The following is a 22,590-nucleotide window of genomic DNA, read 5'->3' as shown; positions in this document are numbered from 1 at the left end:
GCCGCGGGGAGCGATCCCCGCGGCCTTTTGCGTTTCTTTACATGAATAGCGATAACCCTATATTTCACAAGATTATTTTGCGGGCTCGTTTAGAGAGTGTTCGATTTTTAATCATTCCGTAAAGGTATCATTTCAGTGCGAAATTACCGCTCTGGACAGGACGTAGCATTATGAAGACACATCCACAGTACGAACCCTGGCTGCAGGGCATGCTCATCATCGCGAAGCACTACCGGCTGGATTTCTCAGCGGAGCATGTTCGGGTCACGATTAACCATGAAAGCCAGTCTCCGCGCCAGCTGGTGCTGGAGGAGATGGCGCGCCAGCTTGGGCTGGGGATGCGTATGGTGGCGGCTGAAGCGGTATCCCTCGATCCGTGGCGCCTGCCGCTGCTGGCGGAATTCACCGGCGGACAAATCGCGGTCATTAACCGCATGGACAGCGAAGGCAACGTCAGCCTGCAGTTTAGCGGCGACGCGGGGCTGGAGACCACGCTGACGCGTGACGAACTCGGGGCGCGGTTAAAAGGGCTGATGGTGCTGCGCCCGCTCGAATCCACGCCGGATGCCCGCGTGGACGACTACATCAAACCCTATGAGAAAAACTGGTTCTGGCAGCTGGCGCTGAAGGACTGGCGACGCTACAGCGACATTATGCTGGTGGCGCTGGTTGCCAACGTGCTGGCGCTCTCCGGCATGGTTTTCTCCATGCAGGTGTACGACAGGGTGGTGCCGTCGCAGTCGGAAGCCACGCTGTGGGTGCTGTTTGGCGGCGTGATGATTGCCATCGTGTTCGAATTCATCATGCGCATGCTGCGCGTGCATATTTCTGACGTGGTGGGGAAGCGCGCCGACCTGCGCATCTCCGAACGCGTTTTTGCCCACGCGCTGCGGATTAAAAACGGCGCGCGATCCAAATCAACCGGATCCTTTATCGCGCAGATCCGCGAGCTGGAGTCGGTGCGCGAGCTGATCACCTCGACCACCATCGCGGCGATCTCCGATCTGCCGTTCTTCCTGCTGTTCGTCTTTATTCTGTGGATGATTGGCGGGCCGCTGGTGCTGGTGGTCCTGCTCGCCGTGCCGCTGCTGCTCATCCCCGGCCTGCTGGTGCAGCGCCCGCTGGGGAAACTCTCCAGCGAAGGGATGCGTGAATCCGCCATCCGCAACGCCACGCTGGTGGAAGCGGTGCAGGGCATTGAGGACATCAAGCTGATGCGCGCCGAGCAGCGTTTCCAGAACCAGTGGAATAACACCAACGACGTTGCCGCCAGCGTCGGCATGAAGCAGCGCTGGCTGACGGGATTACTGCTGACATGGACGCAGGAGGTGCAGTCCATCGTCTACGCGGTGGTACTGCTGGTGGGCTGTTACCTGGTCATCAGCGGCGACATGACTACCGGTGCGCTGGTGGGAACCTCGATTCTGGCGTCGCGCACCATCGCGCCGCTGTCGCAGATCTCAGGCGTGCTTTCGCGCTGGCAGTCGGCAAAGGTGGCGCGCAAGGGGCTGGACGACCTGATGCAGCGCCCGATTGACGATCCGCAGCACGGCAAGAAGGTGCATAAAGCCCACCTGCGCGGCGACTATGCGCTTGAGGACGTCGGGTTTTATTACGACGAGGAAGAGAAACTCACCGTGCTCAACATCAGCAAGCTGCAGATCCGCGCCGGAGAGCGCGTGGCGGTGCTCGGGCGCAACGGCTCCGGTAAAAGCACGCTGCTACAGCTGCTGGCGGGCATGCAGGAGCCGCAGCAGGGCAGCATCCTGCTCGACGATATCGCCCTCAATCATCTGGACCCGGCCGACGTGCGCCGCGACATGCAGCTGCTCAGCCAGCAGGCCCGGCTGTTCTTTGGCTCCGTGCGGGACAACATCCTGATGGGGAACCCGTTAGCCACCGACGATGAGATTCATCAGGCGCTGGTGAACAGCGGCGCGCTGGAGTTTGTGCGTAAACAGAAAATGGGGCTGAACACCATCATCAACGAGGGCGGAACGGGCCTCTCCGGCGGTCAGCGTCAGGCGCTGCTGCTGGCGCGTGCCATGATTACCTCGCCGACTATCCTGCTGCTGGACGAGCCTACCGCCTGGCTGGACGAAATGAGCGAGAAGCAGTTTATTCAGCATCTTCACAAATGGCTGGGTAAACGCCGGACGCTGGTCGTTGCGACGCACCGCCTGCCGATACTGGACCTGGTCGACCGCATCATCGTGCTGGAAAACGGCAAGGTGGTGATGGACGGCCCGCGCGATGCGATCCTGCATCAGCACGGTATGGCGCCGCAGAAAGCCGCGCAGCGTACGGTGACCATGAAGCCAGCGGCGGTTGCAGAGGAGGGCGCGGCATGAATGATTTCTCTCGTTTCAATAGCCGACTGAAGGAGCCGCGCCTGCCGCGCTCGTCGCTGGTGGCATGGTCGCTGTTCGCGCTGCTGGCGGTGTTTATCGCCTGGGCAAGCCTGTTCCATCTGGATGAAGTGACGACCGGCAGCGGCAAGGTCATACCGTCTTCGCATGAGCAGGTCATCCAGTCTCTGGAAGGCGGCATCATCCACAGCCTGATGGTGCGCGAAGGCGACATCGTGGAACGCGGCCAGCAGCTAGCGCAGCTTGACCGGACAAAAACCGAGTCGAGCGTGCTGGAGAGCGAGTCTCGCCTGAATGCGGCGCTGGCAACCGCTGCGCGCCTGAAGGCCGAGGTGAACGACACGGCGCTCGCGTTTCCGGACGAGCTGGATGACGACGTTGAGCTGGTCAAACAGGAAACGGCGCTCTATCAGTCCCGTCGTGAAAGCCTCGAAAAAGGGCTGGCCGGCTTGCGTCAGGGCGCCGAGCTGGTGCAGCGCGAGCTATCGTTAACCCGACCGCTAGTGACCCAGGGAGCGGCCAGCAAGGTTGAGGTGTTACGTCTTGAGCGTCAAAAAAATGAGCTTGAGAATAAAATCACCGAGATGAAAAACCAGTATTACGTTCGCGCCCGTGAAGAGCTGGCAAAAGCCAATGCGGAGATTGAGGCCCAGCGTTCGGTGATGAAAGGGCGTGAGGACTCCCTGACCCGGCTGACCTTTAATGCCCCGGTTCGCGGGATCGTGAAGGATATTGACGTTACGACCGTGGGAGGCGTTATCCCGCCGAACGGCAAGCTGATGAGCCTTGTCCCGCTTGACGATCAGATGGTAGTCGAAGCGAAAATCTCGCCGCGCGATGTGGCGTTTATTCATCCTGGCCAGAAAGCGCTGGTGAAAATTACGGCCTATGACTACTCCATTTACGGCGGGCTGGAAGGGGAAGTGACCATGATTTCGCCGGACACCCTGCAGGATGAGGTGAAAAGGGATGTCTACTACTATCGCGTTTATATTCGTACCGACAGTAACCATCTGACCAATAAGCAGGGTCAGGAATTTCCGGTCTTTCCGGGCATGATTGCCACCGTTGATATTAAAACCGGCAGCAAAACCATTCTGGATTATCTGTTGAAACCGCTGAACAAGGCAAAAGAGGCGCTGCGGGAACGATAGGGGAATGGCGTTCGGAACTCCGAACGCCTGCTGGATTATACGGTTGACGTCACGTTGTGAGCGTGGCGTCGCTCTTTAGGCACCACGTTGATGTAATGCGTAACATACGCAAAATATAAACCGGCATAATTTTCGACAAGGTCGATAAACGCCGGGTATATCGACATCCGACCATCACCACGATCTTTAAGATATCCCGCCTCTTGTGCCGATTTGATAATTCGGTTGACGTGGATGCGTGAAACAAAAAATTCTTTTGCGAGCGTGCTGGCTGAATAGTCAATGACCGCACCGTGAGCGGATTTATTTTTCATGGCCTGCAGATAGATATAAAGCATAATCATACGGCCGCCATCTTTATCAATAAATAATCCCACCTCAGGCAACACCTTTCTGAACGTTAATCCCCGAAAAAGATATTCAGCCGCGCGGCGGAAGAAGTTGTTTCTCAAAATATCATTATCCAGCAGATTTACATTAATATTAAATGCCGGATAAAGAATGCTGACGGGCAAAAAAGCGCCGGACATATAACGCTTAAGTTCATTGAGTCCTTTTTCAGTTGGCGCGATTCTCGTTTTGCGTCGATCATCCGTGCAGCGCCAGGTCCTGATGCGCCCGGTGGTTCTCAGTATCGTAATGATCGCAATCACGCTGTTGGGGCTGGCTATTTTATAGCGAGAGCATAGCTCTTTAATCTCTGAAACTGACTCGGCCTGATTTCCAAAAATAAAACAACACATGGAGAGAATAATGTTAAATCGTGATTCCTGCAGCATTGTCTTGTAGAACAAAGGTTGTTTTTTGTAGATGGTGTCATTAATTGTGTAGTGCTCTAATATTGCCTCACCGAATCGCGGATTGTTCTTTATAACATCCCTTCGATGTAGCAAGGCCCTGGATGAGATGTGATTATCCATAGCATTTTTCTCGTATTTGAATGAGCCGATAGATGAAGTGTCCACTCTTCTTTTCGGAATTTTCATTATACCCTGAGAATAAGATATTTGCCGTTGTTATTTGCAAAGAAAAGTACATTTAAACGACGGTGATTAACGCAAAGATGTTCCTGTGAGTTGAGCTGATATCTGTTTCTTACCCTGAGTCGGTACTGTAAAATTAATGTTTATAACAGGTGCGTTAAATTTTACGTATTCACAAATGGAAATGGCGCCTTAGTGCCCAGGAGCAGTTTATGACCCACAAAATTTCTCTCAGAAATGAGGCGTGCGATGAACATAAATTTGTCATCTCCGCCTGCGGTTTTACGTTCCAGGGATATCGTCTGATCCTTAACCAGTACGGAATACAGGCTTCGCATATTCACTTTGACGGGGATGAGGCATCCCAACAGGATCTGGAAAATATCCTTATAAATCAGAGCGCTCATATTGTGGTGTTTCTCGGAAAAGGTATCGTCAGTCTCCTGGAGAGCCTGAAGCGACTGGCATCCGTGCTCAATGCACTTCCCGTTATTCGACGCGTCACCCTGTATGGCGACATACCGGATGGCTGGCTATATCGCACCCTGGGCACTCTTTTAAATAATAGTTATCAATTATCATTGATTCGCATAGCCCGCGTTTCGGATGTCGTCACTGGTTCTCAAACGCACCATCATGTTTTTAAAGATCGTTCGTACTTATTACGCGATCGCTACAAGGATAATTCTTCGCAAGACAACGTAAAATGGCTAACAAAAAGAGAGATTGACGTTTTATTAAATTTCTACCGCGGCATGTCCGTAAAAGAAATGTGCGATGAAATGGGGCTTTCTAATAAAACGGTTTATACGCACCGTAAGGAAGGCGTGCTGAAATTACGCTTAATTAAGCGGTGGTTACATGATTCGCACAATTTTAATGCCGAAAGAAGTATCAAGCGGCGGAGTCAAAATACGGAGTTTACGGATAAGGAAGCAGAGATTTTTAATGCATTATATAAAAAAGAGATCTTCCCTGCTTATCAGATCATTACCGATCGTGACAAAAAAGGCGTAGGCTTTGAGATACTGATCCGCTGGAATAAAAACGGTAAAATTGTGAAGCCGGCTAGTTTTCTCACGGATATTTCAAATCATGAGATATGGTTGAAAATTACCGCGCTAGTTATTCATGCCGCCGTGTCCGGGATTAATAAGTATAATGGTAAATACTATTTTTCTGTGAATATTCCGCCTCGTCTGGCTTCCGGGAATGCATTGCCTGATATGGCAAAGAAAGCTATCGACATGCTGCTCAAACCGCAGTGGGCCGAGAAGCTGGTCTTTGAATTCGCCGAAGATATTGACGTGACGAAGGACAAAAGGATCCCTGAAACCATGCGGCATTTGCGTAATACGGGGTGTCGATTGTTCCTGGATGACTGCTTCTCTAATCATCAAACTATGTTCCCGGTGCGGCAGGTGCATTTTGATGGTCTTAAGCTGGATCGGGACATCGTTGAGCATTTTGTGGCAAACGACAATGACTATAACCTGATTAAAGCGATACAGATTTATAGCGACATGACCGGAACGGACTGTATTGCGGAGGGGGTTGATAGTGAAGAAAAGTTTGAAAAATTAGTCGCGCTGGGCGTCAAAAACTTTCAGGGATATTATTTATCGCGGGCCGTAAAAGAGGAAGAGTTAGACCGCATGGTCAGGATTTTTAGCTAAGAAAAAATAAAGCCCCGAAGGGCCTTTTATTATTTTCGACCCAGCAGCAGGCCGAGAACAATACCGACCGCACCCGCTGCGACGAGGCCGGTGAGGGGATTATTTCTGACAGCTTCAGTAACGTCGGAAACGGCATCGCTGGCCTGTGCGGCATATTTTTTAGCCGCACCTTTTACCTGATGCTTTGGTGAATCGACGAATTCACCAAACTGCTGCTGCGCTGAACCTGCAAGCTCGTCAAATTTATTTTTTGCTTTATCTTCAGCAAACTGGGTGTTTTTATCAGTACCGAAATCAGACATTTTTACCTCCTTTTGTTGATAATTAAAGGATAGCCGCTCTTTCTGGATGTGGGAGACATAAGGCTAAATTCGGTACACGTCAGGGCTGTTTTCGGATATATCTCTATACCGGGAACCCGTTATTTCTCATTGTCATCCTGACCGTAATACAGTTTCCCGATACGAATCAGCGGGCGTCCCTGAGACTTACGATGCAGGTTACTGTCCCTGAGTGAATAAACGCACCCGCAGTACTCCTGCTGGTAAAACTGCTCCCGCTTGCTGATCTCAATCATGCGAGAGGAGCCGCCCTGTTTACGCCAGTTATAGTCCCAGTAAACCATACCCGGATAGCGCGCGGCAGCACGCTGGCCGCAGTCATTTATCTGCTGCATGTTTTTCCAGCGGGAGATCCCCAGCGAGCTGCTGATGACGCTGAATCCATTTTCTGCCGCATAGAGCGCCGTACGCTCGAAACGCATATCGAAGCACATGGTGCAGCGGACGCCACGCTCGGGTTCCCATTCCATGCCTTTCGCGCGCTCAAACCAGTTATCGGTGTCGTAATCGGCATCAACAAACGGCACGCCGTGTTTTTCCGCAAACCGAATATTTTCCTCCTTCCGAATGAGGTATTCCTTCTGCGGATGGATATTGGGGTTGTAGAAGAAAATCGTGTAGTCAATCCCCGACGCCTGGATAGCCTCCATCACTTCACCCGAGCAGGGGGCGCAGCAGGAATGCAACAGCAACCTGTCGGCACCGTCTGGCAGGGAAAGTTGTGGGCGGATAAAAGGGGGTGTCGTCATGGCGTTCTGCAATATGTTTATGAAATTTATGGAAGGGTAGCATAAATTCAGAATCTGTTGAGGCGGGACAAAGGCAGGACAGAGCGATCCCGCAGGGCGGGATCTTCTCCGGTACCACGTGTCGCTATTCGGCAAATTTCAGCAGCGCGTCGCTATCAAGACGATAGCGAACCCATTCGGACTGCGGCAGCGCGCCTATGCTCAGGTAAAAATCAATGGCGGGCTGGTTCCAGTCCAGAACGCTCCATTCAAGGCGGCCGCACTGCCGTTTTACCGCGAGCTGCGCGATATGTTTCAGCAGCGCTCTTCCCGCGCCCTTACCGCGATAATCCGGAGAAACGTACAGGTCTTCCATATAAATCCCGTTGCGTCCAAGCCAGGTGGAGTAGCTGGTGAAGAACACGGCATAGCCGGCTATCTTTCCGTCAAACTCCGCGATCAACGCTTCGGTTTTTGTGCCTGCGCCAAAGAGCGTTTCGCGGATCTCCTCCGGCGTGGTAACCACTTCTTCCGGCGCTTTTTCATACACCGCCAGCTCGTAGATCATGGCGTATATTGCCGCTGCATCTTCGGGGCGGGCCTGACGAATGGTGATGCTCATTGTTTTTCCTGTGTTTCGATTGATGGCGTTAAGCATACGGAGTATTGTCCGAAGAATTAAGTGCAATGAAATCAACAAATGATGAATATTATGCATCCGGTACTGAGGCGTCTTGATTTAAACCTGCTGCCCGTTTTCGACGCGATTTACCGCCACCGTTCCGTTCGGCTGGCCGCTGACGAGCTGGCGATGAGCACATCGGCACTGAGCCATGCGCTGTCGCGTTTGCGCATCACACTTAATGACCCGCTCTTTTTTCGCGAAGGGCATCGCATGTCCCCCAGCGTGTATGCCACTCAGCTTGCGCCTTCCATTGCTTCCGCATTGTCGTTCCTCAATCATGAGCTGACCCCGCAGCCGGAGTTTGACCCGGCCAGCAGTACCGAAAGCTTACAAATTGGGATTACGGACTTTACCGCGCTGTGCATTTTCCCGGCGCTGATGCACAAACTGCAGCTTGCTGCCCCGGGTTTGCGTTTCGAATTGCGCTATCTGCCGCACAGCCCGGCGCTGACGGAACTGCTGGCGGGCGAAGTGGATCTCGCGCTGGGGTTCAGCACTCAGGATGATATCCGGCACCCGGAGCTGGAAGAGATCGACTGGTTTGAAGATGAGTATGTGGTCATCAGCAACGCGCGGCGGACGCGTCTGACGCTGGAGGATTATCTCGCGGCCCGACACCTGGTGGTGACGCCATGGAATGAGAAGCAGGGCGTTCTGGACGTGCGGCTGGAACAACTGGGCTATACCCGACAAATCGCGATCAAAACGCCGTCGATGCTGAGCGCGCCGTTTATCGTTGCGGAAAGCGACCTGCTGATGGCGATCCCCCGTTTTGCCGCTGAGAAGCTGGCTGCGGCAGCGGAACTGAGGATTTTTCCTTTACCGTTTTCGATACGCACGTTTGAGGTGAAAATTTACTCGCATAAACGCAGCGGCCAGCGGGGGGCGACCCGCTGGCTTAAGGAGGAGCTGCAAACGCTGACGCAGGCGCGTCATTCCGGGCTGTCCGGCTCCCAGGAGAGGATGTCGCCGGGTTGACACTGCAGCGCCTCGTAAAATGAGTAGAGCGCTAAAGTCCAAACGATAAAAAGAGATGCGACCGGAGAAGAAAGTACGATATCGTAACTCTATGATTAAACGCCTAGTTCGCAGGAACACCGTCGCAACAGGACGATAAATGATTGATGACATCCGTTATCTGATAGTGTTTGCAAAGATTGCTGAGGCAGGATCCATTTCAGGTGGGGCGGAAGCGTTAGGGCTTACAACCGCAACGGCAAGCGCGCATTTATCAAAGCTGGAAAAAAATCTTGGCTGCGCGTTACTGTACAGAAATACCCGTAAACTCTCTCTGACTCACGATGGCGCCAACTTGCTGGAAACGGCCAAATCGATGCTGGCGCTGTATGAGCAGGGGGTCATTGAATTTAAGCAGCGTTCGATATCAACGGCGAATAAGCTGACTCTTTCTCTTCCTGCCGTTTTTCTGAAGAGTGCGTTTACCCGCCATCTGGCCGATTTTATAAAACGTCATCCGGGCATTTTACTGAATATCTCTTATAGCGATACGCGAAGAGATATTATTGCCGACGGTATCGATGTGGCATTTCGAATCGGCGAGCTTCCGGACAGTTCTCTTAAAGCGCGCCATCTTTTTGTGCTGCCGCGCCAGGTAGTTGCGTCCCGGGAATTGCTCAGCCATTACCCGACGATTACGCATCCTGATGACCTGGCGAAACTGCCATGGATTGGACTCAATATGAGGCAGAATAACCGGGAATTCCGGCATAAAAATGGAGAAGTGGCTGTCGTAACGTATACGCCCACGGTGTATGTAGATAATGTCGAAGCCGCCTATGCCCTTGCCAGACAACAAATTGGTCTCGCAGCACCTCCTCGCTATTTAAGCGAGGAGGATGTTAAGCGCGGAGAAATGCAGGAAATACTGCCTGACTGGTCATTAGATCCGCTGAAAGTCTATGCCGTATGGCCTTCTAATATGTCGACCAGCAGTATTGCCTACAAATTGATTAATGATATTTATAACGCAATTGAGTTTCACGCGTTATAACGGGTTTAAAACGCTAAAAAGAGCATGTAACACGCCGTAATAAGCAGCAGTCCGCCCATCAACACGTTAAACGTCCGGAGCTGCCGCGTGCTCCTGAGCAGCACCGATACTTTTTCTCCCATCAATGCCCATGCAGAAAGCGACAGGTAACAGACAAAAAAATAGACCGCGATAAAGACGGATGCTGTCACAGGGGTTGAGGGTTCAGAAAACATCGCAGCCCCTGATGCGCACGCGGTCCATGCTTTGGGGTTGATCCACTGCATGACAAAACCCTGAATAAAACCGGGTGAATCCGTTTTTGTTAATGACATATCGGACCGTGACGACGCTATCTTATAGCCCAGATACATGATAAATAAAGAACCGGCAATATTAAGATACCGGAAAAATTGTGGATATTTTTCGATTGCAGCGTAAAAGCCGAAACATATAAAGATAAGTAATAACGTAAACCCTATCGTTGCACCGGAGACAAATGAGAAGGTCTTTCTAAAGCCGTGAACGGCACCAGACGATATAATCACCATATTAACGGGGCCAGGAGAAAATGAAAGCGTCAGTGAAAATATAAACATTGTTAAAAATACCAGCATTTTATCTCCGAGGGTTGGTTTATCTGCATTAGAGGTACTGCGACTATTAAGTTACAACTTTACTCGTCATGTGTCTGAATACTACCTTGTAACGTATGCCAGAATAAGTAGCCTTTATCTAAAGGTGTGTTTGATTTTTTCACCGATCGCGCAGGCTGGCAGGAGACTGTAGGCCGGGCAAGCGCAATGCCACCCGGCATACATGGCGGTCAATAAGGGAGAGTCAATTTAACGGCAGGTAGATATCCGTTTGCAGCGCATGTTCTGGCACCTCGTGAATGAAGTTGAGGTAGTGGAAAAATACCGGGGCATCGCGCAGCGTTTCGCCGCTGGCCGGTAGCCAGTCGCGAAACATCGCCCACACCGTGGCGGAAATGGTATCCAGAGACCCCGTGTGACGGCCAACAGCGTAACGTCCACCGTCGATTTCGCCACTGCAAACCCCGAATTCATTTTCTGGTATCGCTTCAGAGATACTACCGCAGATATCGAAACGAAAGGCGTCTGCGGGTGTGGTTGCCGGGTCATCCCAGGCAATGCCAAACGTACTGCTTTCGTGTACTGGCGATAAGCCCGTAGTTTTACGCCATGCAATAAATTTCGCCGCGCTGTCATTAACCCGAACCGGGCTACCACGGTGCTGCAGCATTGCCACTTGGGTCTGTGGGAAATCAACAATTTTAATTTCCATTGTTTTTTGCTCCTGGAAGGTCATTTTCGGTACGCGCTGGTGCCAGTTCAGCCAGTCCGGCTGCTGCCGAAACTGACGCGGGCTTTTTCCAAACGCGTTTCTGAAGGCGCGACTGAACGATTCAGGGCTCTGGAACCCGGCATCGAGCGCAATATCAATCACCTTATCCTGAGGATTAAACGCCAGTCGCCAGGACGCACGACGCAGGCGCAACCACTGAATATAGCGATACAAAGGCTGGCCGCTAAACGCCAGGAACTGCCGGTGAAAATGATAAGGCGAACAGCAGGCTAACGCGCTGAGCAACTCCAGCGTAAGCGGTTCATCGAGATGTTGGGCGATATAGTCGCACACCGTCGTGAAGCGCTCGCGGTAAGCCGTTTTGATTTCATCGTTCATTGCATCCTCCTGATGACCTACTTTGCCTTCCCGAACGGCCAAAATCCTGACCGATCTTGCTGATTATGGAGAGGGTATACTGGCGGTATATCGTTGTACGGCATTAATCGTTCCGTCGTACCTATGATACTGCTGAATGATGAATGATGAATGATGAATGATGAATGATGAATGATGAATGAAGACTCACTTCCTATACTTATATTAGGTTTGTCATAATCAAAATTTTCTAAGCTACAAAATTTTATGAGAGGTAATGATGGAAAAGGATTTAAAGCCAGAACAAATACTATTGAATAAGGAATAAATGAATGGGGTCATGTTTGTGAACAGACAAATTTCGTGAGTATCGCTGAGGCTATCAGCTGCTCGCCGCTAAAGTGCGGCCAACAGCTGATAGTTTTTTTCAGTTCGCTTCATGATTTGCGCAAATTTCAGCGCAAAATTCCATAAAGGCTTCGACAGCAGCGGGGGGCAGTCGACGAGATGGCCGCGTGATATACAGCGGATAGGTTTCGCCTGGCCATTCCGGGAAAAGTTCGACCAGCATTCCGTCAGCGATCAATTGCGTAACGCTGAGTGAAAGTACCTGAGCAATGCCAACACCACTTACGCAGGATTGCACCATCAGGTCTACATCGGTTGTCGTCAAATGACCATGAGTATCAATAGCCAGTACTTCGCGATCACGACGGAATTCCCACTCAAACGGTTTCCCGCGGCGAGGATCGATATACTGGATGCACTCATGCGTAACTAGTTCTTCAGGATGCTCAGGTCGACCATGCCGTTTCAGATATGCCGGTGATGCCACAGTGAGTACGCGCGTCTGAAAGAGCAATTTCGAAGAAATAGTTGAGGGGAGCTGCGGACCGAAACGCACCGCAACATCTATACCCTCTGTCACAAGATCCCCTACGTCAGGCTGCTGCACTACTGTTAGTTCCAGTTCCGGGTGACGTTCGCGCAAAAGAGGCAGTTTCGGGGCCAAAATATAACGAGCGAAGATTGGATTAACGCTGACCCGTAATGATCCTCGTACAGCAATGGCGGCACCGGATACGTAGCTTGCCGCAACTTCAATACCTTCAAGGTGTGGCGAGGCGCGCTCATACAAAGCCCGGCCTTCGTTCGTCAGGTTCATCGTACGCGTCGTACGGTTTAGCAAACGCACACCGAGCCTCTCTTCAAGGCGATCTATCGATCTGCTCACGCCAGAAGCGGACAGTCCCAGCACCTCGCCAGCGCGACTGAAACTACCCGCCTCGACAACTGCGGCCAACACGCTCAATCCTGACAGTAGCCTTCCGTCAAAACTCATAGAGACTCACCTTTGAATTTATTCAAATATAATTTTCATAAAACTACCTTTATCAAAAATGGTGCGCAACTTATTGTGTCAGCCAATTCGTTGCCAGGCGCTATTTTCCCTGTCCCCTGCTGGGCAAACCTCGCAACGAACGGCATCACTTAACCCTGAGGAATACGAAATGACAACGACGCGCACTCTTTTTAAAGGTGGCATCATCCTTACTTTGGATGCCGATATACCCAACCTCTCCGTGGGCGATGTTCTCGTCCATGGCGACCGTATCGCAGCTGTGGGTCCGGAACTGCAGGCGGATGATGCCCTGGTGATTGATGCAGCTGGCAATATCGTTATGCCCGGCCTGGTGGATGCTCATCACCATATGTGGCTTGGCGTAATGCGCCGCATGATGCCAAATGTCGACGATCTGTTTGATTACATTGATGTGGTCGCAGAGAAACTGGGCAAACATTATCGTCCTCTGGACATGTACCTGAGTACCAGGCTCACGGCACTTGCCTCACTGGATGCCGGTATTACTACCATCATTGATGCCTGCCACAACTCGCGCAGCCCCGAGCATACTGATGCAGCATTAGATGCTCTAAAGGAAAGCGGCATCCGTGCGTTACATATGGTCGGTGCAGCAATGGATAAAGAAGCTTCATCGGCGCATTTGCCTGCCGATTTGGAGCGACTCTCGCGAAGCTGGAATACAAGTGACAGCCTTGTACACGTTGGTCTGTTTGGTCAGCTCAATCTTGACTGGTGGAAGGTCGCTCGCAAACTCGACATGCGTATTCTGACCGAATTCATCGGCGATCTCGCCAATCTCGGCCCTGAGTTTGCCAGGCCGGGCGTACTGGGCACACATAACATCTTCAACCACTGTTCAAGGGTTCCTCAGGATACCTGGAAGCTCCTGGCCGATTCAGGAGTAAACATCACGGTCAATCCACGGTCGGATGCGCTATTTGGCTTCGACGATGAAAGTTTTGCCTACCAGCAGGCTGTCGATCGCGGCTTGACCCCGGCACTGGGCATTGACCTTGATACTGCCTTTGGCAGCGATATGTTCGGGGAAATGCACGCTCTGTTCGGGCAACAGCGATCGGCTATGCGCTACCGTCGCTTCCGTGGTGAGGACAATGTGCCGTCACCCATCACGGCCGAGGAGGTCCTGAAAGCAGCAACGGTTAATGGCGCGCGTGCGGCCGGTTTGGAGGATCAGATTGGCACCCTTACGCCAGGCAAGCAGGCCGACATTATCATGGTTCGCACCAGCGGAGCCGCTGTTTTCCCGGTTTCCAACGTCATTGGTACCGTCGTGCAGGCGATAGAGCGGTCTGATGTAGATACCGTGATGGTGGCCGGCCAGCTTCGTAAACGTGCGGGCAAATTGATGGATATTGATCTGGCGGCGCTCAGTACAGAGATAACCGCTTCTCGTGATTACCTGCTCAACGCCAGCGGCTTTCACATCGATCTTTTTAAAGCATCCTGATGACAGAGCGGCCTGATACACCGGGCCGTTCAACCCACTTAATCATATTTCATAAAGGATAATGACATGGGAGCCGTCGCCATTAAGCGGCTCGCGGAGGATAACACCCCGCGCGTCCTGCTTCCCCGCCCGGCAACGGGCGTTATTGCCGCACTTTTCTTTGGCTATCTGGCAGTCGGACTGCCACTGCCGGTGATTCCATTGTTCATCCATGGTCATCTCGGCTTCAGCAACCTGGTTGTGGGACTGGTGGTCGGCATCCAGTTTCTGGCCACCGTCCTGACCCGCGGCTATGCCGGACGGGTTACGGACCAGCAGGGCGGTAAACGTTCTGCTCTGCAGGGAGCAATCCTTTCAGCGATAGCAGGGGCGCTGTATCTGGTGGCTTCGGTAACGGATTTATCGCCTGCTGCAACCCTTTGCATTGTTATCGCAGGTCGTCTGATGGCCGGTTTTGGCGAAAGTCAGTTCGTGACGGGATGCGTGTCCTGGGCCATTGCCTCAGTTGGCCCTCAGCGCGCCGGTATGTCCATGTCCTGGACCGGCATCGCGATGTTCGCGGCGCTGTCGATTGGTGCTCCTGTTGGCATGGCGTTATATCAGCATTACAGCCTCGCTATGGCGATGATTGCCTGTATTGCTGCACCGATGTTAGCCGCTCTGGTTGCATTTTGTACCACATTATATATATCGCCTGGAGGTCCGCGACTGCCATTCCATCGCGTAGTAGGGCGCATCTGGCGCGAAGGGCTGGGATTAATGCTGCAGGGCGTTGGGTTGTCAGGACTAACCACTTTTGCCTCGCTGTACTTTGCGGCACATCACTGGCAGAACGCCGGCCTGGTGATGACTGCGTTTGGTCTGGGTTTTATTTTCATTCGCCTCGCCCTGGGGCATCTACCAGACCAAACAGGCGGCTATCGCGTTGCGGTTTGGTCACTGGTGGTTGAAGCGCTTGGCCAGGCAATATTGTGGTTGGGTTCAAACGAATGGATGGCTCTTGCAGGTGCTCTGGTTACCGGTCTGGGCTGTGCACTGGTTTTCCCCGCACTGGGCGTCGAAGCCTTGAGACGTGTTCCACAAGCCAACCGCGGCAGCGCAATGGGCGCATTCGTTGCATTTCTGGATGTCGCTTATGGGATCGCCGGGCCAGTAGCTGGCCTGATCGCCGGTCAGTTTAGTTATGCCGCTGTATATCTGTCTGGTGCGGCCTGTGCGCTGCTGGGGGCGCTGATTGCGAGCGCGTCTCGCATGCAGCAATCCTGAATTAATATCCGAGCCGGCAGCGCTTGCTGTCGGTTTAATAATCTGGAGAAATTATATGTCACGCATTTTTATTTCCGGTTCGTCCACAGGCCTGGGTCTGATGGCAGCTGAACTGCTGGTTCAGCAAGGACACCAGGTTGTATTGCACGCGCGTAATGCGAACCGTGCAGAAGAGGCCCTCCGTGCCTTACCCCAGGCTGAAGCCGTCGTTGTCGGTGACCTGGAGACAATGGAAGGTGCCAGGCAAACGGCATTACATGTCAACGCCCTGGGACGCTTCGATGCCGTCATCCACAATGCTGCCGTTGGCTACAATGAAGCGTATCGCGTGACCCGAGACGGGCTGCCGCACGTTTTCGCGATCAACACGCTCTCGGCTTACATCCTCACCGCGGTGATTGAACGTCCGCATCGCCTCGTCTACCTGAGTTCGGGTATGCATCATCATGCCCGGGCAAACCTGGATGATATTCTCTGGCGCAAACGTCGCTGGAATGGGGCCGACGCCTATGCGGAGAGTAAATTGCACGACGCTATGCTGGCTTTTGCTCTGGCGCGTCGCTGGCGTGATGTGCGTAGTAACAGCCTCGAGCCTGGCTGGGTGCCGACAAAGATGGGGGGGCCGCATGCCCCGGACGATATGGACCAGGCGCACCTGACCCAGGCCTGGCTTGCCGCCAGCCGTGATTCTGAGACTGACGTAACGGGGAAATATTTCTATCACATGAAGCGCATGACGGCTAATCCGCAGGCGCACGACGTCGCATTGCAGGATCGTCTCATTAATATTTGTACTGAGATTTCAGGGATAGCGCTGCCGGAGTAATACGTAACGTTAACGAAATGCGCATTAACCATAAAAAACAGAGTGTTTACATATCAAGGATAAAATAGGTACCATACCCCCCTATAGTATCAGGAGGGCGTATGCCGCATTCACCCGAAGATAAAAAACGTATTCTTACTCGCGTCCGCCGCATTCGGGGCCAGGTTGAGGCCCTTGAACGCGCGCTGGAGTCGGGCGATCCCTGTCTGGCCATCCTGCAGCAAATCGCCGCCGTGCGCGGGGCTGCCAATGGCCTGATGGGCGAAATGGTTGAAATTCACCTCAAAGATGAGTTGGTGACGGGGGAAACCACGCCGGATCAGCGAGCCGTACGCATGGCAGAAGTCGGCCATTTGCTGCGCTCTTATCTAAAATAAACCCACAGACCTGACAATAAGGGAAGACAATATGAAATCTCGCGCTGCAGTTGCATTTGGTCCCGGCCAGCCGCTGAAAATCGTTGAAATCGACGTGGCACCGCCGAAGAAAGGCGAAGTGCTGATCAAAATCACCCATACCGGCGTGTGCCATACCGATGCGTTTACGCTCTCCGGTGACGATCCGGAAGGCGTCTTCCCGGCAGTGCTGGGTCATGAAGGCGGCGGGATTGTGGTGGAAGTGGGCGAGGGCGTGACCAGCCTGAAGCCTGGCGATCACGTTATCCCGCTGTACACGGCGGAGTGCGGCGAGTGTAAGTTCTGTAAATCCGGTAAAACCAACCTCTGCCAGGCGGTTCGCGCTACCCAGGGGAAAGGGCTGATGCCGGACGGTACCACCCGTTTCTCCTATAACGGCGAGCCTGTTTATCACTACATGGGCACCAGCACCTTCAGCGAATACACCGTTTGTGCGGAGATCTCGCTGGCGAAGGTAAATCCGCAGGCGCCGCTGGATAAAGTCTGCCTGCTGGGCTGCGGCGTGACCACCGGTATCGGCGCGGTGCATAACACGGCAAAAGTCAAAGAGGGCGACACCGTTGCGGTGTTCGGTCTCGGCGGCATTGGTCTGGCGGTGATTCAGGGCGCGGTGCAGGCGAAAGGCGGTCGTATCATCGCGGTCGACACCAACCCGGAGAAATTCAAGCTCGCGGGTGAAATGGGCGCGACCGATTTCGTTAACCCGAAGGATCACGAAAAACCGATTCAGGATGTCATTGTTGACATGACCGATGGCGGCGTTGACTTCAGCTTCGAATGTATCGGCAACGTGAACGTGATGCGTTCCGCGCTCGAATGCTGCCACAAAGGCTGGGGCGAGAGCATCATCATTGGCGTGGCCGGCGCGGGCCAGGAGATTAAAACCCGTCCATTCCAGCTGGTCACCGGTCGCGTGTGGCGCGGTTCCGCGTTTGGCGGCGTGAAGGGCCGTACTCAGCTTCCGGGTATGGTTGAAGATGCTATGGTCGGCAAGATTCAGCTCGATCCGTTCATTACCCACCGTTTGCCGCTGGAGCAGATCAACGACGCGTTTGATCTGATGCACGAAGGAAAATCCATCCGTACCGTCATTCATTTCGGCGACAAGTAACTCTTCTGCCAGCGGTTTTTCACCGCTGGCGTTTCTTTAATAATCTTCTCTAAAGTGTGACCAGTGCGGCGTTTTTAGCCGTAATCTAAATCTCTGCCGTGCCGATGACTATTTAACAGGCGTGTTTTTACGCATCTTACCTACAAGAGAGTCGACGGTCATGGACAACACTACTTCGATGCAGGCGCAGCACAAGCTGAGCTTCTTGCATCACATCAGGCTGGTTCCGCTGTTTTCCTCCATTCTCGGTGGCATTATTCTTCTGTTCGCCTTGAGCTCGGGTCTGGCGGGGTATTTCCTGCTGCAGGCCGATAACGATCAGCAGGATGTCACATCCGAAATTCAGGTGCGTATGGGGCTGTCGAACAGCTCAAACCATCTGCGAACCGCACGTATCAATCTGATCCACGCCGGTGCGGCAAGCCGTATCGCGGAGATGGATGCGATGAAGCAGAACATCAGCGAGGCGGAAAAGCGCATTAAGCAGTCCCAGGATAGCTTTACCGCCTATATGAACCGTACGGTGCGCACCTCTTCAGACGAAGCGCTGGACGCTGATCTGAAAGCACGCTACGACGCCTATATCTCGGGCATGCAGCCGATGGTGAAATTTGCCAAAAACGGCATGTTCGAAGCGATTATCAACCACGAAAACGAAACGGCGCGTCCGCTGGATGACGCTTACAACGCCGTGCTGCTAAAGGCGATTAAGATCCGTACCGAGCGTGCCAATGCGCTGACGGCGCAGGCGCACAGCCGCACGCAGCTGGGCCTGATGTTTATGGTGGGCGCGTTTGCGCTGGCGCTGGTGCTGACGGCGATGACCTTTGTCGTGCTGCGCCGTACGGTAATCAATCCTTTGCAGCGTGCAGCGAAACGTATCGAGAATATCGCCAAAGGCGACCTGACGATGCCGGACGACGTGGCCGGGCGCAGCGAAATTGGCCGCCTGACGCGCGATCTGCAAACCATGCAGCACTCGCTGGAAAATACCGTGGGCACCGTACGTCAGGGGGCGGAGGAGATCTACCGCGGCACGAGCGAGATTTCTGCCGGTAACACCGATCTCTCTTCGCGTACCGAACAGCAGGCTGCGGCCATTGAGCAAACCGCCGCAAGCATGGAACAGCTCACCGCGACGGTGAAACAGAATGCCGATAACGCCCATCATGCCAGCAAGCTGGCGGAAGATGCCTCCGGGAAAGCCAGCCGCGGCGGCCAGATGGTCTCCGGCGTGGTCAAAACCATGGGCAATATCTCCACCAGTTCGAAAAAAATCTCCGAGATCACCGCCGTCATCAACAGCATTGCGTTCCAGACCAATATCCTGGCGCTTAACGCGGCGGTAGAAGCGGCGCGGGCGGGCGAGCAGGGGCGCGGGTTTGCCGTGGTGGCTAGCGAAGTCCGAACCCTTGCAAGCCGCAGTGCGAATGCTGCAAAAGAGATCGAAAGCCTGATTAACGAATCGGTCTCGCTGATCGACCAGGGCTCCGGTGAAGTGGTGGCTGCCGGTAACACCATGAATGAAATCGTCGAAGCGGTTAAACGCGTGACCGACATCATGCTGGAGATTGCCGCCGCGTCCGACGAGCAGAGCCGCGGTATTGTTCAGGTGAGCCAGGCGATTTCTGAGATGGATAAAGTGACCCAGCAGAACGCCTCGCTGGTGGAAGAAGCCTCCGCGGCGGCGGCGTCTCTGGAAGAACAGGGCGCGCGTCTGACCGAGGCGGTCGGGGCGTTTCGTCTGAGCGGTGCAAAGTCGGGCCGCGCGGTGACGTCTGCGCCAGTGGCGAAGAACGCACCGTTGCGCCCGGCGGCGACGGTTTCCGGGGATAACTGGGAGACGTTCTGAGTTTCGGCAGTGTCGGGTGGCGCTTCGCTTACCCGACCTACAAAATCTGACCTACAAAAAAGGGACCTTTCGGTCCCTTTTTCACATCTTATTGCTTATCGGGTAACGCGTACGCGATAACGTAATCCCCGCGATCCGGAGACTGGCGGGCGCCCCCGGCGTTAATGATGATGTACTGCTTACCGGTTTTCGGCGACACGTAGGTCATCGGGCCGGACTGGCTGCCGACCGGCAGGCGGTCTTTCCAGATCTCTTTCCCGGTGGCGGTATCAAACGCGCGCAGGTAGAAATCCTGCGTGCCGGCGAAGAACAGCAGACCGGACTGGGTAGAGAGCGAAGCGCCCAGCGTCGGCATACCGATTGGGATTGGCATGTGCATACGAATGCCCAGCGGGCCGGTATCTTCCACCGTGCCGACAGGCACCTGCCACACCAGCTTGCCGGTTTTCAGGTCAACGGCCGACATGGTGCCAAACGGCGGCTTCTGGCACGGAATGCCCAGCGGCGACAGGAAGCGTTCGCGCATCGCGCCGAACGGCGTCCCGTCCATCGGTACGATGCCCATCTCGATGCCGCTGGCGTTTTTCGCCACGTTAGCGCGCGGCACCATGTAGTTTGCCAGGCCCAGGCGCATATCGTTGACGAACATCAGGCTGTTGTTCGGGTCAACGGAGACGCTGCCCCAGTTCATCCCGCCGAGTGAGCCAGGGAACTGCAGGGAACGGTCGAGACCCGGCGGCGTGAAGACGCCCTGATGGCGCATCTCTTTAAACTGAATGCGGCACAGCAGCAGGTCGACAGGCGTCGCGCCCCACATGTCGGATTCGGTCAGCGTCTGGTTGCCAATCATCGGCATGCCAACGGAATACGGCTGGGTCGGAGAGTAGCGTTCACCTTCAACGTTACCCGCCGGAACGGGACGTTCTTCTACCTTCGCCACCGGCTTGCCGGTTTCGCGGTTAAGCATGAAGATCATGCCCTACTTGCTGGTCTGCACCAGCACAGGCGTGGTGCCACCTTTACCGTCAGGCAGATCGTACAGCAGCGGCTGGGAAGGCAGGTCAAAGTCCCACAGGTCGTGATGGGTTGTCTGGAAATGCCAGCGCACCTGACCGGTGGTCGCGTCGACGGCGACGATGGAGGAACTGTACTTATCATCCAGCGCGGTACGTTCGCCCGCCCAGAAATCCGGGGTGGCGTTGCCGGTTGGCAGGTAGATCAGGTTCAGCTTAGCGTCGTAGGACATCGCTGACCAGACGTTCGGCGTGCCGCGGGTGTAGGTCTGGCCTTCCGGCGGCAGGCCGGTCAGGTTCGGATTACCCGGGTCCCACGCCCACGCCAGCTTACCGGTGTGCACGTCGTAGGCGCGCACCACGCCCGGCGGTTCGCCGGTTGAGTAGTTATCCGCGACGCGACCGCCGACGACGACAACATTGCCGGCGACCAGCGGCGTGGAGGTCTGCTGATAATATCCGGGCTTGATCTCGCCCATGCCGATGCTCAGATCCACGGTGCCATGGTCGCCGAAGTCTTCGCAGACCTTGCCGGTATCCGCGTTGATGGCAATCAGGCGGGCGTCGGTGGTCGGCAGGAACAGGCGGCGAGGGCATGCCGCAGGCTGTATTTCTGCCTGTGACGTTGTCACGCTGGAATGGTCTTCAAAATAGCCCAGACCGCGGCAGCGCTGCCAGTTAGGCGCCGTGGCTTTGGAATCGTAGCGCCATTTTTCTTTGCCGGAATCCACGTCCAGCGCCAGAACTTTACTGTATGGGGTACAGACGTATAGCGTGTCGCCAATCTGCAATGGCGTGTTCTGATCTTCCGCGCCGGAGCCGTTGCTCTGCGGAATATCGCCGGTGTGCGCAACCCAGGCGACTTTCAGATCGCGGACATTTTGCTTGTTAATCTGGTCCAGCGCGGCGAAACGGTCGCCGTGGGTGGTATTGCCCCAGTGCTCCCAGTTCTTTTGCTGCTCGCCGGGGGCGACGGGTTTCACCGGAACGGGCTCGTTCGCTGCCACGAGGGTCTGCGGCTTAAACATCCAGCCCAGGCTGACCAGCATCGCCACCGCGAGCACGGCCGCGACGCCAAAAGCGGGAGCCTTGTTCGCGGCGCTGTGGTTTGCCGCGCGCAGGAAAGGCCAGACGATGGCGCAGAGGAAGGCCAGTACGGCAAAGGTAAACAGGCGGGAGAAGAGCGGCCAGAAGTCCCAGCCCGCATCGCTTACCGCCCAGAACAGCGAGGCAATAAAGGCGATGCCGTAAAGCACGATCCCGCTGCTGCGATTGAGGAAAATCAGGATCGCGGCAATCACCATCACCACGCCCATAATCAGGAAGTATCCACTTCCGCCTACGGTGACGAGCTTAAAGCCCAGCCCGCCGACTGCCAGACCGATGAGCAACATCAGTCCGGCAAGAAGCCACTGCAGGATACGCGGTATCCCACGTGGCGCGCTGCCAAATGCCATTTCTGTCTCCTTAAGATCCCCCCGTCGTGCTGGGTATGTACCAGTTGGGTAATAAATGCGGAGGGAAGAATGATTAATACGGGTGAATTCGGAGTTACAAAATGCTTTGCGAACCATTTGGTGAATTCGCCGCTATGATAAAACTGTTAAATTGTTTTGCGCAATTGTTAATGATTTATTCCGCATTATTTGATTAACGCACA

Annotated in this window: 18 protein-coding genes and 1 pseudogene; 11 read left to right on the top strand and 8 right to left on the bottom strand. The window is 54.1% G+C overall.

From position 1 onward, the window contains the following. Window positions 1-170 precede the first annotated feature (170 nt). Together INF68_RS18345 and INF68_RS18340 are read left to right on the top strand one after the other, a co-directional pair. Entirely contained in the window at window positions 171-2,351 is a 2,181-nt protein-coding gene (locus INF68_RS18345) for a type I secretion system permease/ATPase (RefSeq protein ID WP_126787147.1), read from the top strand. After that, window positions 2,348-3,523: an HlyD family type I secretion periplasmic adaptor subunit gene (locus INF68_RS18340; protein WP_126787146.1), complete on the top strand. Its 1,176-nt coding sequence runs from the start codon at window positions 2,348-2,350 to the stop codon at window positions 3,521-3,523. Before INF68_RS18345 ends, INF68_RS18340 begins: the two co-directional genes overlap by 4 nt. 35 nt (window positions 3,524-3,558) lie before the next feature. Here the strand turns inward: INF68_RS18340 and INF68_RS18335 are convergent, their stop codons facing one another. Continuing rightward, window positions 3,559-4,443 carry a hypothetical protein gene (locus INF68_RS18335; protein WP_032668361.1) on the bottom strand — a complete coding sequence of 295 codons (885 nt, stop codon included), beginning with the start codon at window positions 4,441-4,443 and terminating at the stop codon, window positions 3,559-3,561. A 275-nt stretch (window positions 4,444-4,718) separates the two neighbouring features. On the opposite strand from INF68_RS18335, the gene INF68_RS18330 reads away from it, so the two are divergent. After that, window positions 4,719-6,182, top strand: coding sequence for an EAL domain-containing protein (locus INF68_RS18330; RefSeq protein ID WP_063408396.1), 1,464 nt, complete (start codon window positions 4,719-4,721; stop codon window positions 6,180-6,182). A 29-nt stretch (window positions 6,183-6,211) separates the two neighbouring features. Here INF68_RS18330 and INF68_RS18325 read toward each other — a convergent pair whose 3' ends face one another. The 3 genes from INF68_RS18325 to INF68_RS18315 all read right to left on the bottom strand — a co-directional run bounded on the left by INF68_RS18325 (window position 6,212) and on the right by INF68_RS18315 (window position 7,873). Continuing rightward, window positions 6,212-6,484, bottom strand: a complete 273-nt coding sequence (locus tag INF68_RS18325) for a YqjD family protein (protein WP_023311651.1) — start codon at window positions 6,482-6,484, stop codon at window positions 6,212-6,214. 119 nt (window positions 6,485-6,603) lie between these two features. Beyond that, window positions 6,604-7,272 carry an epoxyqueuosine reductase QueH gene (locus tag INF68_RS18320; protein WP_045354901.1) on the bottom strand — a complete coding sequence of 223 codons (669 nt, stop codon included), beginning with the start codon at window positions 7,270-7,272 and terminating at the stop codon, window positions 6,604-6,606. Between the two features lie 124 nt (window positions 7,273-7,396). Next, window positions 7,397-7,873, bottom strand: a complete 477-nt coding sequence (locus tag INF68_RS18315; protein WP_023311653.1) for a GNAT family N-acetyltransferase — start codon at window positions 7,871-7,873, stop codon at window positions 7,397-7,399. Window positions 7,874-7,951: 78 nt separating this feature from the next. On the opposite strand from INF68_RS18315, the gene INF68_RS18310 reads away from it, so the two are divergent. After that, window positions 7,952-8,914 carry a LysR family transcriptional regulator gene (locus INF68_RS18310; protein ID WP_126787303.1) on the top strand — a complete coding sequence of 321 codons (963 nt, stop codon included), beginning with the start codon at window positions 7,952-7,954 and terminating at the stop codon, window positions 8,912-8,914. A 139-nt stretch (window positions 8,915-9,053) separates the two neighbouring features. Then, window positions 9,054-9,947 carry a LysR family transcriptional regulator gene (locus INF68_RS18305; RefSeq protein ID WP_126787304.1) on the top strand — a complete coding sequence of 298 codons (894 nt, stop codon included), beginning with the start codon at window positions 9,054-9,056 and terminating at the stop codon, window positions 9,945-9,947. Window positions 9,948-9,952: 5 nt separating this feature from the next. Here the strand turns inward: INF68_RS18305 and INF68_RS18300 are convergent, their stop codons facing one another. The 3 genes from INF68_RS18300 to INF68_RS18290 form a co-directional block, all read right to left on the bottom strand. Next, window positions 9,953-10,543, bottom strand: a complete 591-nt coding sequence (locus tag INF68_RS18300) for a LysE family translocator (RefSeq protein WP_126787305.1) — start codon at window positions 10,541-10,543, stop codon at window positions 9,953-9,955. A 223-nt stretch (window positions 10,544-10,766) separates the two neighbouring features. Continuing rightward, window positions 10,767-11,633, bottom strand: a complete 867-nt coding sequence (locus tag INF68_RS18295; protein WP_193525387.1) for a GyrI-like domain-containing protein — start codon at window positions 11,631-11,633, stop codon at window positions 10,767-10,769. 406 nt (window positions 11,634-12,039) lie between these two features. Next, on the bottom strand, window positions 12,040-12,954 hold the full coding sequence (locus INF68_RS18290) for a LysR family transcriptional regulator (RefSeq protein ID WP_126787306.1): 915 nt from the start codon (window positions 12,952-12,954) through the stop codon (window positions 12,040-12,042). Window positions 12,955-13,123: 169 nt separating this feature from the next. Here INF68_RS18290 and INF68_RS18285 point away from each other — a divergent pair, with 169 nt between their 5' ends. From INF68_RS18285 to INF68_RS18260, 6 genes are all read left to right on the top strand, one after another. Then, window positions 13,124-14,446, top strand: a complete 1,323-nt coding sequence (locus INF68_RS18285) for an amidohydrolase family protein (protein ID WP_126787307.1) — start codon at window positions 13,124-13,126, stop codon at window positions 14,444-14,446. A gap of 66 nt (window positions 14,447-14,512) precedes the next feature. Beyond that, the gene (locus tag INF68_RS18280) at window positions 14,513-15,712 is read left to right on the top strand and encodes an arabinose transporter (RefSeq protein WP_126787308.1); all 1,200 of its coding nucleotides are present in this window, start codon (window positions 14,513-14,515) and stop codon (window positions 15,710-15,712) included. A 55-nt stretch (window positions 15,713-15,767) separates the two neighbouring features. Next, window positions 15,768-16,538 carry an SDR family NAD(P)-dependent oxidoreductase gene (locus INF68_RS18275; protein ID WP_126787309.1) on the top strand — a complete coding sequence of 257 codons (771 nt, stop codon included), beginning with the start codon at window positions 15,768-15,770 and terminating at the stop codon, window positions 16,536-16,538. A gap of 101 nt (window positions 16,539-16,639) precedes the next feature. Beyond that, window positions 16,640-16,915 (top strand): metal/formaldehyde-sensitive transcriptional repressor, encoded by a 276-nt coding sequence (locus tag INF68_RS18270; RefSeq protein ID WP_023311663.1) that lies wholly within the window; start codon window positions 16,640-16,642, stop codon window positions 16,913-16,915. 31 nt (window positions 16,916-16,946) lie between these two features. Beyond that, window positions 16,947-18,065 carry an S-(hydroxymethyl)glutathione dehydrogenase/class III alcohol dehydrogenase gene (locus INF68_RS18265; RefSeq protein WP_126787310.1) on the top strand — a complete coding sequence of 373 codons (1,119 nt, stop codon included), beginning with the start codon at window positions 16,947-16,949 and terminating at the stop codon, window positions 18,063-18,065. A gap of 160 nt (window positions 18,066-18,225) precedes the next feature. Beyond that, window positions 18,226-19,917: a methyl-accepting chemotaxis protein gene (locus tag INF68_RS18260; protein WP_126787311.1), complete on the top strand. Its 1,692-nt coding sequence runs from the start codon at window positions 18,226-18,228 to the stop codon at window positions 19,915-19,917. Window positions 19,918-20,005: 88 nt separating this feature from the next. Here INF68_RS18260 and INF68_RS18255 read toward each other — a convergent pair. Continuing rightward, window positions 20,006-22,387 (bottom strand): annotated as a pseudogene (locus INF68_RS18255) (glucose/quinate/shikimate family membrane-bound PQQ-dependent dehydrogenase). Window positions 22,388-22,590 lie beyond the last annotated feature (203 nt).

The organism is Enterobacter cloacae complex sp. P16RS2 (assembly GCF_014982155.1).
GTDB classification, from domain to species: Bacteria; Pseudomonadota; Gammaproteobacteria; order Enterobacterales; family Enterobacteriaceae; genus Enterobacter; species Enterobacter cloacae_M.
The sequence above is the reverse complement of the archived record's forward strand: the minus strand, read 5'-3'. Positions and strand labels throughout refer to the sequence as shown.